Raw genomic sequence first — 13058 nt, 5'->3', positions numbered from 1 at the left:
TAGGAAAAACAATGAGCAAGAAAATCATGATCCTCCCGGGCGATGGTATCGGCCCGGAAATCATTGAGCAGGCGGTTGCGGTACTGAAAACCGCGGACGAAAAATTTGGCCTGGGACTGGAGTTTGCCGAAGGTCTGATCGGTGGTGCTTCCATCGACACACATGGCGAGCCGCTGACCGATGCCGAGCTGGCGCGTGCCGGTGCTTGCGATGCGGTGCTGCTGGGTGCCGTGGGTGGCCCCAAGTGGGACAAGCTGGATCGCGCCATCCGCCCGGAAAAAGGCCTGCTGAAAATTCGCAGTGGCCTCGGCCTGTACGCCAACCTGCGTCCGGCCATTCTGTATCCGCAACTGGCAGATGCCTCTTCGCTGAAACCGGAAGTGGTTTCCGGTCTGGATATCCTGATCGTGCGCGAGCTCACCGGCGGTATTTATTTCGGTGAGCCCCGCGGTATTCGCACGCTGGAAAATGGCGAGAAGCAGGGCTTCAATACCTACGTGTATAAAGAGTCGGAAATCGAGCGTATCGCGCGTACGGCGTTCGAAGCCGCGCAGAAACGCGGCGGCAAACTGTGCTCCGTCGACAAGGCCAACGTACTGGAAGTCACCGTACTGTGGCGCGAAGTGCTGGATCGCCTGGCTCCGGAATATCCGGATGTGGAACTGTCCCACATGTACGTGGACAACGCGGCGATGCAGCTGGTGCGCGCGCCCAAGCAGTTCGATGTGATGGTAACCGGCAATATGTTCGGCGACATTCTGTCCGACGCCGCCGCCATGCTTACCGGCTCCATCGGCATGCTGCCCTCCGCCTCGCTGAACGAATCCGGTTTCGGCCTGTATGAGCCCTGCCACGGCAGTGCGCCGGATATCGCCGGGCAGGGCATTGCCAACCCGCTGGCCACCATTCTCTCTGCGGCGATGATGCTGCGTTACTCGCTGGATATGGGCGAGGCTGCAGATGCCATCGAAGCGGCAGTGAGCAAGGTACTGGATCAGGGTTTGCGCACCGCCGACATCTACACCGACGGTTGCAAGAAGGTCTCCACTGCGGAAATGGGCGCAGCCGTGGTAGCCGCTTTCTGAGACGGTATCCTTTAAATATCTCGCGCTGTCCCGGCTGGAGCCGGGACCTGAACTCTCATCGATTTGACAAGGTAATGAAATGAACAAGGTAGGATTCGTAGGCTGGCGCGGTATGGTCGGCTCCGTTCTTATGGGTCGCATGCTGGAAGAAAACGACTTCGCGCATATCGCCGAGCCGGTATTTTTTTCCACCTCCAATGCCGGTGGCAAAGCGCCGGAAATTGGCAAGGAAATCGCCCCATTAAAGGACGCCTACGATCTGGAAGCGCTGGCGGAGCTGGATGCGATCGTCAGCTGCCAGGGAGGCGACTACACCAAGGAAGTGTTCGGCAAACTGCGTGAAAAAGGCTGGAATGGCTACTGGATCGACGCGGCCTCCAGCCTGCGCATGGATGACGATGCGATCATCGTACTGGACCCGGTAAACCGCGACGTGATCGACCGCGGTATTGAATCCGGGGTTAAAAATTACATCGGCGGCAACTGTACCGTCAGCCTGATGCTGATGGGCCTGGGTGGCCTGTTCAAGGCGGGCCTGGTGGAGTGGGTTACCTCCATGACTTACCAGGCCGCCAGCGGCGCCGGCGCCAAGAATATGCGCGAACTGATTTCCCAGATGGGCGCGATTCGCGACGGCGTCGCCGCGGAACTGGCGGACCCCGCCAGCGCGATTCTTGATATCGACCGCAAGGTTGTGGAAACCATGCGCGGCAGCGATTTCCCCACTGCCGAGTTCGGCGCGCCCCTCGCCGGCAGCCTGCTGCCGTGGATCGATACCCAGCTGGAAAATGGCCAGAGTCGTGAAGAGTGGAAAGCGCAGGTAGAGGCCAACAAGATTCTCGGTACCAGTGCCGCTGTTCCGGTAGATGGCACCTGCGTGCGTATCGGCGCCATGCGCTGCCACAGCCAGGCGTTTACCGTGAAGCTGAAAAAAGACGTGCCACTGGCAGAAATCGAACAGCTGATCGCTTCCGCCAATGACTGGGTAAAAGTGGTGCCGAACGACCGCGCCATTACCGTGCAGGAACTGACGCCCACTGCGGTGACCGGCAAGTTGGAAATCCCGGTCGGTCGTCTGCGCAAGTTGAGTATGGGCGGTGAATACCTGAACGCGTTCACCGTCGGCGACCAGCTGTTGTGGGGCGCCGCCGAACCGCTGCGTCGCATGCTGCTGATCCTGCTCGGCAAGCTGTAAGCATTCATTTCGCGCAATTCGCCGCCCCCATTCGCGGGGCGGCTTCCCCCCACCCGCTCCGCGGGTATAATCCCCCGCATTTTCAGACTGCCGAATTTATCGCCGAACCGGCCTAAATGCAGTCGAGTCAGAACGTGAGTACAGAAATGACAGAATCCAACCGGGAACTGGTGGTCTTTGGCGTCGGCAGTGCGCCCTTTGATGCGCTGCTGGAAATTCTCGAGGAGCGTAATACGGTAACGCCCGCGCAGCTGAAGCTGGTGGTGGCGGACGAGGCGGAGGCCGATCCGCAGGTGTTCGCCAATCGCAGCATTCCGGTGGTGCCCCTGAGTGAGTTTGCGTTTACCGCCGATCAGGTGGTGCTGTTGCTGAGCGGCGGTGAAGCCGCCGTTGCGGCAATGACCAAGGCGGAAGATGCGGGAGCCTGGGTGGTGGATGCCGCGGGGATCAGCCGCGGTGATGAATCCGTCGCCCTGATTCATCCGCTGCTGAATGCCGCGGAACTGCAGTCTGTCGAGCGCAAAGTGGTGGCGGTGCCGGGTGCTGGTGCGGCGATGGTGGCGGAGGCGCTGTTTCCGTTGAAATCGCAACTGAAATCCGTGGAGGTGGTGCTGATTCAACCGGTGTCCGCTCTCGGCAAGGCCAGTGTGGATGCCGCCGCGGCGCAGACCGCGCGCCTGTTCAACGGCCAGGAACCGGAGGTGGATGAAGCCACCGGGCAGCGCCTCGCGTTCAATCACCTGAGCTCTGCCGAAGCACTGCTGGAAAGCGGCCACAGTGTCAGCGAACTGGCGCTGGTGCTCGAACTGCGTCGCCTGCTGGGCGAGTCCGTTGCGCTGGATGCCACGATTAACACGGCGTCGGTGTTTCACGGCCAGCTGGCGAATCTCAGTGTGCAGCTCGAGGGCCCGGCAGCGCTTGAAACCGTGCGCGGCCTGCTGACCAACGGCGCGCGCTTGGAAATGCGCGAGCGCCCGTCGGCACAGGACGCGGTGGGTAGTGAAAATACCCTGATCGGACGACTGCGCTCCGGGCTACTCGGTCCGGCGTGGGTTAATTTTTGTGCAGCATCTGACAATTTGAGGAAAGACGTCGCAATTAACTGTGTACAGATTGTCCACTTGTTGCTAAAAACCCATTGATATTTAATACTTAGCGGCCTTTCTGAAGGTTTCTTCTTAACATTACCCGCACTCGGGACCCGGTGTTGCATGGGGGCAGTGCCGAAAATATGTGAGTAGAAACCCGACGGGCAAAGTCTTTTTCGGGGGGCGACTCTTTCGCTGGAGAGTTTCGCCAGAGAATAGAGCCTGGTGTCTGAGCACTGGTTCTTTTGATTAAAAAATGCGCGGATTGCCGCGCAATCCGGTTTCTGTTTCAGGCTCTTTGGTTGATTAACAAACAGATTCCGGAGTGATTCTAAAAATAAAGGGAATCGGTTATGCGTGTGCAAAAGCTGGCACTTGCAGTTGGTCTGGTCAGCGCACTGGGAGGCAATGGGGCTCTGGCGCTCGGTCTGGGTGAGATCAAACTGAACTCCACCCTCAACCAACCTCTCAATGCGGAAATCAAACTGCTGCAGACCCGCGGCCTTGGTGAAAATGAAATCAAGGTACGCCTGGCCAGTTCCGACGATTTCGAGCGCGCCGGCGTGGACCGTGCCTACCTGCTCGATGAACTGCAGTTCAGCGTCGATTATTCCAATGGCGAGCCGGTGGTGCGTATCTCCAGCCGTGCGCCGATCCGCGAACCCTTCCTGAATTTTCTGGTAGAAACCCGCTGGCCCAGCGGCCGTCTGCTGCGGGAATACACCCTGCTGATGGACCTGCCGGCCTTCTCCACCAATACCGCTTCCCAGCCAGTACAGGCGGCCGAGCGCGAGCGCCAGCAAGTGCGCCGCGATCCGCCGGTACAGAAACCGGTGCAGCCTGCCGTCCAGCGCCAACCGCAGCCGGTGCAGGTGCCGGTGGAGCAGCCCGAACCCGAATACCAGGCACCGCAGGAGACCCCGGTTACCGAACCTGCACAACCGGTGTACGAAGCGCCCACCGAGCAATACGCCGAACCGCAGGCAGAGACCTCCGCCAGTTCCGGCAGCCGCGTTTACGGTCCGGTGGAAGCCAACAAAACCCTGTGGGAAATCGCTCGCGACAGCCGCGAAACCCGTGAGGTTTCCGTCCAGCAGACCATGCTGGCGATCCAACGCCTCAACCCTGAGGCGTTCATTAACAACAATATCAACCTGCTCAAGAAAGGTGCGGTACTGCGCCTGCCCACCAACGATGAGGTGCGCAGCCTGACTCGCTCTGAAGCGGTCACCCAGGTGGCGACCCAGAACGATGCCTGGCGTGAGCGGGTTGGTGATGCCGATGTTACCGGCGCACCGCTGGACGGCCGCGCGGTGGCGGAAGAGTCCGTCGAGAGCGATGCGCTGGAAGGCCGCGTGTCCCTGGCGGCACCTGGCGACAACGAATCCGTACTGTCCGGCTCCGGCAGCGGCACCGGTGAAAGCGAGGCCCTCGAGGGCGAGCTGGCGGTGAGCGAAGAGGAACTCGACAAGTCCCGTCTGGAAAACTCCGAACTGCAGGATCGCATTGGCGAGCTCAACGAGCAGATCGACACCATGGAGCGCATGGTCGAGGTTTCCAATGAAGAGTTGCAGGCGGTGCAGACTGCCGCCGGGCAGTCGCTCGAGAGCAGCGACACTGAAGCCGGTGCCGAGGAAATATCCGCTGAAACTGGCGCAGAAACCGAAAGCGTTGACGCTGTGCCGGCGACCGAAAATCAAAACGCTGTTGCCGAAGAGACTGCGGAAGACGACAGTGCGCGCAATCGCGTAGTGGTGCAGACCCGCGCAGAGCCGACGCTGGTCGAACGCTTGATGGAAAACATCGTTCCCATTGGTGCCGGTATCGGTGCGCTGCTGGTGGCGCTGTTCGGCTTCTTCACCTGGCGTCGTCGCCGCGAGGAAGAGGAGGCTATCCGCCAGGTTGAGGCAGAGATGGCCGCGGAGCGCGCGCAGGCGGAAACTCAGGAATTTGCCGAAGATGATGACAACCTTGCCGCCGTGGAAGAGTTGGAAGGCGGCGAAAGTTTTGATCTGGATCAGTTGGGCGAAGTGGAAACCGACGACCCCGTTGCCGAGGCGGAGATCCACCTGTCCCTGGGGCAATACCAGGAGGCCGAAGCCAAACTGCTGACAGGGCTCAAATCGGCTCCCGCTAACGTCGAAGCGCGCCTGATGCTGCTGGAAGTCTACGCCCAGCAAAAGAATGCCGAGCAGTTTGACGATCACTACCGCCAGTTGCTGGGTTACAGCGATGGCCCGGCGGCGGACCGCGCCGCGCGCCTGCGCGACACCATTCCCGGTATCGGTCCGTTTGATGCCCCGGAGATGAATTTCTCCAGTGAGTCCCTCGAGGCGGCGCAACTCGATGACATGAGTGCGGAATTTGATGGTGCGAGCTTCGATCTCGAGGCGAGCTTCGACGACCTCGACGAATTTTCCGTGGGCAAAGATGCTGGCTCGGTAGCTGTAGCAGGTGCTGCGCAAGACGACGAAGACTTCGGGCTGCTGGATGAGCTGTCGCTGGATCTCGACGACGACGGTTTTGCAGCTGCGCCGCAAACTGCAGAAACCAGCGACGATACGTTCTCCCTGGACCTGGATCTGGGTGACGATCTGGAAAGTGATTTCGGCGGTGATCTTGAGCTGGGTGAGCCCGCGCTTGAAATTACCGGTAAAGACGAGCCCGCGTTCGAGTTTGATCTGGACGCCGGTGCCGAGCCCGAGCCGAAAGCGCAGGCTGCGGTGGGCAGTGATCTGGAATTCGACGATCTGATCGCCGACGGCGAGCTGGACCTCGACAGTCTGGACGAGCTGGGTGGACTGGAAGGTCTTGACGGCCTCGACGGCCTGGACCTGGAATCCGACTTTGACGGTGAGGCGAAACAGCCCGTGGCTGCCGCCAAATCAGAGCCTGCACTGGAAGACGGTGGTCTCGACTTCGAGCTGGACCTGACGCCGATGGATGACGAGGACGAGCTGGCGCTGGACGAAGAAGATTTCACTGGCAGCGTGGCAGAGTCGGCGAGCGAAACCATTGAGCTCTCCGGTGACGAAGGCAATCTGGACGGTCTGGATCTGGACTCCATCGACCTCGATGGCATCGACCTCGGGGAACTGGGTGACTTCGGTGACCTGGATGAAATGGAGTTGGAGGGGGACCGGGACGTTGCGGTTGCCCAGGAATCTGCGAGCCAGATGCAGCCGGTGGCGGCGGCCGCCGCCGATGAGGAGGCGCTGAGCGATCTGGGCTTTAATCTGGAGAGCGATCTCGATTCGGAGCTGAACTTGCTGGAAGGCAGTGATGAAGTCAGCACCAAGCTGGAGCTGGCCCAGGCCTACCTGGATATGGGCGACAAAGATGGTGCTCGCGAGATTCTGGGTGAGGTGGTGGAAGAGGCCGCCGGCGAACATCAGCAGCGTGCCAAAGACATGCTCGAGCGCATGCGCTGATATCGCCCGACGATTTATTCACGCTGTCTACAGCGACAACACTTTGACCCCGCTTTACGCGGGGTCTTTCTTTTTCCGCGCAGGTGTGAAATCCGCTGCATGATGAACAAGATTTACCAATACAAGGCCAATGGTGAGGTGCCGGCAGGCGAGTCCCTGCCGCCGGGGCTGCGGCGGATTGCGCTTGGCGTCGAGTACTGCGGTTCCCGGTTGCGGGGATTCCAGAAGCAGAGCCACGATCCATTGACCGTCCAGGAGACCCTGGAAAAGGCACTGTCGAAAGTGGCGGCCGAACCCGTCACCCTGGTGTGTGCCGGGCGCACGGATGCCGGTGTGCATGCAACCGGCCAGGTGATTCATTTCGATACCCACGCGGTTCGCCCGTGGAAGGCGTGGGTGCACGGGGTCAATACACAGATGCCGTTTGATGTGCGGGTGCACTGGGCGCAGGAGGTGCCGGCGCAGTTTCACGCACGTTTTTCTGCGCGCAACCGGACCTATCGCTATCTGATTCACAGCGCGACCACGCGCTCGGCGCAGTCGGTGAATGAGGTAACCTGGACGGACCGCGAGCTGGACATCGACGCTATGCGCGAGGGCGCGCAGTATCTTATCGGTGAGCACGACTTCAGCAGTTATCGCGCCGCGCAATGTCAGGCGAAGTCGCCGGTGCGTCGGCTGGTCAAGCTGGATATCGGCCGTGTCGGCCCACTGATTGTGCTCGAGGTCAGCGCGACCGCCTTCCTGCATCATATGGTGCGTAACATCACCGGCGTCTTGATGGCGGTGGGGCGCGGCGACCGCAAACCCGAGTGGGTACGGGAAGTGCTGGAAGCGCGCGATCGAACAGCGGCCGGTGTTACCGCGCCTCCCCACGGTTTGTATCTGGTGGACGTAGGCTATCCGGAAACATTCACCCTGCCGCGCGCTGAACCGGGGCCGCTGCTGGTGCCGTTGCCGCTGGGTGCGATTGGCGGCGCCGGTTGACAACCCTCTGCGGGAGTGACGCTCGCGTTTCGCCCACTCCCCCGATCTGCTAGTATCCCGGGCTCTCCGATTTTCTCTGCTGCCAGCGCACGGGATTCGTGGCGTTTCGTGACCGGACGCCAGCTGGCAGTGCCAGCGGTGTATGGATTATGCGCGTAAAGATCTGCGGAATTACCAGTATTGAAGATGCCATTCTCGCGGTGGAAGCCGGTGCGGATGCTCTTGGACTGGTTTTTTATCCCCCAAGTCCCCGCAATGTGACCCTCGAGCAGGCGGCGGAAATCGCCCGCGCCGTATCACCATTTGTGGTGCTCACCGGCCTGTTTGTGGATGCGCACCCGGAGCAGGTGGAAGGGGTACTGGCCCAGGTTCCCCTCAATCTGCTGCAGTTTCACGGCGACGAAAACGCGCCCTATTGCCGACAGTTTCACCGCCCCTATATCAAGGCGCTGCGCATGAAGCCGGAACTGAACCCGGTGGAGGCCATGGCGGCCTTTCCCGACGCCCGCGGCATTTTGCTCGATGCCTACCGCAAGGGTGTTCCCGGTGGTACCGGCGATACCTTCGATTGGCAGCGGGTACCTCAGGACAGCGGTCGCCAGATTATCCTCGCCGGCGGACTCACGCCGGAAAATGTGGCTGGGGCCATTGATACCGCAAGGCCGCAGGCGGTGGACGTGAGTGGCGGCGTGGAGAGGTCACCCGGGCGCAAAGATGCCGCCAGGGTGCGGGCCTTTATTCGCGCCGCCCGGGCCAGGCTTGCAGAGCCGCTGGTACAGAATTGACACAAGGAGTTTGAGCAGTGAGTAAAACGACTTCCCCCATCGATTACGGGGCCTATCCGGATGCCCGCGGGCACTTCGGCGAATTCGGCGGACGTTTTGTTTCCGAAACCCTGATCAGCGCGCTGGACGAGCTGCAGGAGATGTATCAGCGGCTGAAAAACGATCCGGAATTTCAGGCCGCGTTCGACTACGACCTGGCACATTATGTGGGTCGCCCCTCGCCGCTGTATCTGGCGGAGCGCCTGACCGCAGACGCCGGCGGCGCACGTATCTGGCTCAAGCGCGAAGACCTTAACCACACCGGTGCGCACAAGGTAAACAACACCGTTGGCCAGGCGCTGCTGGCCAAGCACAGCGGCAAATCCCGGGTGATCGCCGAAACCGGTGCCGGTCAGCACGGTGTGGCCACTGCCACCGTGGCGGCGCGCCTCGGGCTCAAGTGCGCAGTCTACATGGGCGCGGAAGACGTCAAGCGTCAGTCCCCCAATGTATATCGCATGAAGCTGCTAGGTGCCGAAGTGATCCCCGTGGAGTCCGGCTCCAAGACCCTGAAAGACGCCATGAACGAAGCCATGCGCGACTGGGTTACCAATGTGGACGACACCTTCTACATCATCGGCACCGTGGCCGGCCCGCACCCCTATCCGCAGCTGGTGCGGGATTTCAACTCCGTGATCGGGCGCGAAGCGCGCCGTCAAAGCCTGGAGCAGTTCGGCCAGTTGCCGGATGCGCTGGTGGCCTGTGTGGGCGGTGGCTCCAATGCCATTGGCCTGTTTCACCCCTTCCTCGCCGACGAATCGGTAAAAATGTACGGCGTCGAGGCGGGTGGTGATGGCATTGAAACCGGTCGCCACGCTGCACCCCTGAACAAGGGCATACCCGGTATCCTGCACGGCAACCGCACCTACCTGATGGAAGATGACGACGGCCAGATCATCGAGACCCACTCGGTATCCGCCGGCCTCGATTATCCCGGTGTTGGCCCGGAGCACTCCTGGTTGAAAGATATTGGCCGGGTGGACTATGTCGCCATCAACGACGATGAAGCCCTCGCCGCCTTCCGCAAGCTGACGCGCACCGAGGGTATTATCCCGGCGCTGGAGTCCAGCCACGCGGTGGCCTATGGCCTGAAACTCGCGGCCTCCATGCGGCCGGACCAGAACATTGTGGTGAACCTCTCCGGTCGCGGCGACAAGGATATCTTCACCGTCGCCGCCATCGACGGCATCAAGGTTTAAGGAGTGGCATCGTGACTGAAGCAAACAGAATTGATCGCCGCTTTGCCAAACTGCGCAGCGAGGGCCGCAAGGCGCTGGTGACCTACATCGTCGCCGGCGACGGCGGTCTGGAGAATACCGTGGCCCTGATGCACCAGCTCGTGGCCAGTGGTTCCGACCTGATCGAGCTGGGTGTGCCGTTCTCAGACCCCATGGCCGAGGGGCCGGTCATCCAGAAAGGGCACGAGCGCGCGCTGGAGCAGAAGACCTCCCTGCGCAAGTGCCTGGCGCTGGTGAAGGAATTCCGCGAAAAGGATACCGAGACCCCGGTGATTCTGATGGGCTACGCCAACCCGATCGTAAGAATGGGTACGGAAGCCTTTGCCGATGCCCTCAAAGAAGCCGGTGGTGACGGTGCCTTGACGGTGGATATTCCTGCGGAAGAGGCCGGACCGCTGAACGAGCTGCTGAAGGCGCGCAATCTGTGCAATATCTTCCTGCTCACGCCCACCACCAGTGATGAGCGTATCGCCGAGATCACGCGCCTCGCCAGCGGATTTGTCTACTATGTTTCCCTGAAAGGGGTCACCGGTGCCGGGCACCTGGATCTCGACTCCGTACGCGCAAATCTCGCGCGTATCCGCCGCCATACCGATCTGCCCCTGTGTGTGGGCTTCGGTATCAAGGATGGCGCCTCCGCAAAGGCGGTGAGCGCCGATGGCGACGGTGCGGTGGTGGGCAGTGTGCTGGTGTCTGCGGTGGGCGAATCCGCCGACGCCGCCGCCAAGGACCGCCTTGGTGCGCTGGTGTCGGAGATGCGTGCGGCGCTGGATGCCTGAGGCATCGGCCCTGCGTTTTTGTCATTGGCCAGAAAGCCGGAGTAGGCGGCTTATCTGGCCAAGTGCAATTTTTTTTAAAGTGGTTTAATTCGCGGTTTTGGAATTGTCGGTCATTTATCCTTGCCCCCCATGTGATAGGGGTGACGGGCGCTCAGTCCCGGCAATAAACGAATTCAGCAAGTATCGGATTTTGGAAACAGAATGAGCTGGTTAGAAAAAATTGTTCCCTCGGTGATCCGCACCGAGCGCCGTACCGGTGCCAGCAAGGTGCCGGAAGGGGTGTGGAAGAAGTGCGTGAAGTGCGACTCCACCCTGTATCTACCCGAACTGGAGCGCAATCTCGACGTCTGCCCGAAGTGTGATCATCACTTCCGCATCGGCGCGCGCCGGCGCCTGGATATGTTCCTGGACAAGGACCACCGCGAAGAGCTGGCCACGGAAGTGGAGCCGGTGGACCGCCTCAAGTTCAAGGACGTGAAAAAGTACAAGGACCGCCTGACCCAGGCGCAGAAGGCCACCGGTGAAAAGGATGCGCTGATCGCCATGCAGGGCCTGCTGGAAGGCAAGTCGCTGGTCGCGGTGGCGTTCGAGTTCGCGTTCCACGGCGGTTCCATGGGCTATGTGGTGGGCGAGAAGTTCACCCGCGCGGCCCAGCGCGCACTGGAAGAGCGGATTCCCCTGGTGTGCTTCTCGGCCACTGGTGGTGCGCGCATGCAGGAGGCACTGATCTCCCTGATGCAGATGGCGAAGACCTCTGCGGTGCTGGAAAAGCTGCGTATGGCAGGCGTGCCCTACGTCTCCATCATGACCGACCCGGTATACGGCGGTGTTTCCGCGTCGCTGGCGCTGCTCGGCGATATCAATGCCGCAGAGCCGGGTGCCCGCGCCGGTTTCGCCGGCCCGAACATCATCGAGCAGACCATTCGCCAGAAGTTGCCGAAAGGTTTCCAGCGCGCGGAGTTCCTGCTGGAGCACGGTGCCATCGACATGATCATTCCGCGCCACGATATGCGCAATACCGTGAGCCGTCTGCTGGGCAAGCTCACCAACAACTGATCTGAGCTTCAGTCCCTTCGGGCCCCGCCGAGTGCGGGGCTCGTTCCTACCCGCATTCGCGACTAAAATCCCCACACCTTTCACAAACGCATCACTCTTACTATGCGCGACCTTCAGTCCTGGCTCGCACGCCTGGAAAAACTGCACCCCACTGAAATTGAACTCGGCCTGGAGCGCGTCTCTTCCGTTGCCCGCGCCCTCGACGTGGATACGCCCGCGCGTCGGGTCATCACGGTCGGTGGCACCAATGGCAAGGGGAGTTGCGTGCGCACCATGGAGGCGCTGCTGCTCGCCGGCGACCACACCGTGGGTGCCTACAGCTCGCCCCACCTGCTGCGCTTCAATGAGCGGGTGCGAATCGGTGGGGAAGAGGTAGCCGACAAGGCACTGATCGAGGCGTTCGAGGCGGTGGAGCGGGCGCGGGGAGAGACCAGTCTGACCTATTTCGAGTTCACCACGCTGGCGGCGTTCTGGTTGTTCAAGCGGGCGGATGTGGAATTCGCGCTGCTCGAAGTGGGGCTCGGTGGGCGCCTGGATGCGGTGAACCTGGTGGATGCGGACATTGCGATCATCACCAGTGTGGCGGTGGATCACGAGGCCTGGCTCGGCAGCGACCGCGAGGTGATCGGGCGCGAGAAGGCGGGTATTTTGCGTGCAGGCAAGACGTTTGTGTGCGCGGACCCGAAGCCGCCGGCGTCGGTGGTGGATGCGGCGCGCAACCTTGAATGTGAGAGCTTCTTTATCGGCCACCAGTTCTCCCTGGTGGGCAATGATTTCCAGCTGCATGCGGAGCCTGAACTGGACATCGGCCTGCCGGAATTGCGCCTGCCGCCGGCCAGTGTGGCCGCGGCCTTGACCGCACTGGCCATCGCCGGTGAGCTGCCGGGGGCAGATCAGGTGTTCGAGGTTCTGGAAAACCTGCGCATGCCGGGGCGCTGCCAGTCGCTGGAGTGGCAGGGGCACCAGCTGGTGCTGGATGTGGGCCACAACCCGGCGGCGGCAGAGTATCTGGCGGACTGGCTGGACCGTCACCCGGTGCGGGGGCGCACCCTGGCGCTGGTGGCGGTGATGGCAGACAAGGATATTGGCGGGCTGATCGAGCCGCTGGCCGGGCACATTGATCACTGGTATCCGGCGCTGCTGCCGGGCAACCCGCGCGCGGCGGGTGCGGAGCAACTGCTGGCGGGGCTCGCCGCTGGCGGCGTTGATTCGGGCCGGATTGAGGAGCGGTGCGAGCCGGTGGCGGGGCAGTTGTCGCGCGCCGCGGCGGCGCTGGACAGGGATGACAGGTTGCTTGTATTCGGTTCTTTCTTTACCGTTGCGGAAGCCTTGACCGTTACCGGGTAGCGGCAGCTCGCACCAGAACATTGAGAGA

Annotated in this window: 10 protein-coding genes; all 10 read left to right on the top strand. The window is 61.4% G+C overall.

Annotated features, from left to right (window positions below; all coding sequences use genetic code 11):
- The first annotated feature begins 11 nt into the window (after positions 1–11).
- The 10 genes from leuB to folC all read left to right on the top strand — a co-directional run bounded on the left by leuB (position 12) and on the right by folC (position 13030).
- Complete coding sequence (gene leuB / locus R5R33_RS04085) at positions 12–1085, top strand: 3-isopropylmalate dehydrogenase (RefSeq protein ID WP_318954772.1); 1074 nt, start codon at positions 12–14, stop codon at positions 1083–1085.
- Positions 1086–1164: 79 nt separating this feature from the next.
- The gene (gene asd, locus R5R33_RS04080; protein WP_318954771.1) at positions 1165–2280 is read left to right on the top strand and encodes an aspartate-semialdehyde dehydrogenase; all 1116 of its coding nucleotides are present in this window, start codon (positions 1165–1167) and stop codon (positions 2278–2280) included.
- A gap of 146 nt (positions 2281–2426) precedes the next feature.
- Complete coding sequence (locus R5R33_RS04075) at positions 2427–3422, top strand: Asd/ArgC dimerization domain-containing protein (protein ID WP_318954770.1); 996 nt, start codon at positions 2427–2429, stop codon at positions 3420–3422.
- 299 nt (positions 3423–3721) lie between these two features.
- The gene (locus tag R5R33_RS04070) at positions 3722–6799 is read left to right on the top strand and encodes a FimV/HubP family polar landmark protein (protein WP_318954769.1); all 3078 of its coding nucleotides are present in this window, start codon (positions 3722–3724) and stop codon (positions 6797–6799) included.
- 99 nt (positions 6800–6898) lie between these two features.
- Entirely contained in the window at positions 6899–7786 is an 888-nt protein-coding gene (truA, locus tag R5R33_RS04065) for a tRNA pseudouridine(38-40) synthase TruA (protein WP_318954768.1), read from the top strand.
- A 149-nt stretch (positions 7787–7935) separates the two neighbouring features.
- Positions 7936–8571, top strand: a complete 636-nt coding sequence (locus tag R5R33_RS04060; RefSeq protein ID WP_318954767.1) for a phosphoribosylanthranilate isomerase — start codon at positions 7936–7938, stop codon at positions 8569–8571.
- Between the two features lie 17 nt (positions 8572–8588).
- Positions 8589–9809, top strand: a complete 1221-nt coding sequence (trpB, locus tag R5R33_RS04055) for a tryptophan synthase subunit beta (RefSeq protein ID WP_318954766.1) — start codon at positions 8589–8591, stop codon at positions 9807–9809.
- Positions 9810–9817: 8 nt separating this feature from the next.
- A complete protein-coding gene (gene trpA, locus R5R33_RS04050; protein ID WP_318955697.1) occupies positions 9818–10627 on the top strand; it encodes a tryptophan synthase subunit alpha in 810 nt (269 codons plus the stop codon).
- 201 nt (positions 10628–10828) lie between these two features.
- Entirely contained in the window at positions 10829–11683 is an 855-nt protein-coding gene (gene accD, locus R5R33_RS04045) for an acetyl-CoA carboxylase, carboxyltransferase subunit beta (RefSeq protein WP_318954765.1), read from the top strand.
- A gap of 102 nt (positions 11684–11785) precedes the next feature.
- On the top strand, positions 11786–13030 hold the full coding sequence (gene folC, locus R5R33_RS04040; protein WP_318954764.1) for a bifunctional tetrahydrofolate synthase/dihydrofolate synthase: 1245 nt from the start codon (positions 11786–11788) through the stop codon (positions 13028–13030).
- Positions 13031–13058 lie beyond the last annotated feature (28 nt).

The organism is Microbulbifer pacificus (assembly GCF_033723955.1).
GTDB classification, from domain to species: Bacteria; Pseudomonadota; Gammaproteobacteria; order Pseudomonadales; family Cellvibrionaceae; genus Microbulbifer; species Microbulbifer pacificus.
Note: the sequence above shows the minus strand (reverse complement) of the source record. Positions and strands in the feature narration are given on the sequence as shown.

What these genes read in the sequence shown, in the direction of transcription:
- asd (WP_318954771.1), top strand. Translation starts at nt 1,165, where the DNA reads ATGAACAAGGTAGGATTCGTAGGCTGGCGCGGTATGGTCGGCTCCGTT.
- accD (WP_318954765.1), top strand. Translation starts at nt 10,829, where the DNA reads ATGAGCTGGTTAGAAAAAATTGTTCCCTCGGTGATCCGCACCGAGCGC.
- truA (WP_318954768.1), top strand. Translation starts at nt 6,899, where the DNA reads ATGATGAACAAGATTTACCAATACAAGGCCAATGGTGAGGTGCCGGCA.
- R5R33_RS04075 (WP_318954770.1), top strand. Translation starts at nt 2,427, where the DNA reads ATGACAGAATCCAACCGGGAACTGGTGGTCTTTGGCGTCGGCAGTGCG.
- R5R33_RS04070 (WP_318954769.1), top strand. Translation starts at nt 3,722, where the DNA reads ATGCGTGTGCAAAAGCTGGCACTTGCAGTTGGTCTGGTCAGCGCACTG.
- leuB (WP_318954772.1), top strand. Translation starts at nt 12, where the DNA reads ATGAGCAAGAAAATCATGATCCTCCCGGGCGATGGTATCGGCCCGGAA.
- folC (WP_318954764.1), top strand. Translation starts at nt 11,786, where the DNA reads ATGCGCGACCTTCAGTCCTGGCTCGCACGCCTGGAAAAACTGCACCCC.
- R5R33_RS04060 (WP_318954767.1), top strand. Translation starts at nt 7,936, where the DNA reads ATGCGCGTAAAGATCTGCGGAATTACCAGTATTGAAGATGCCATTCTC.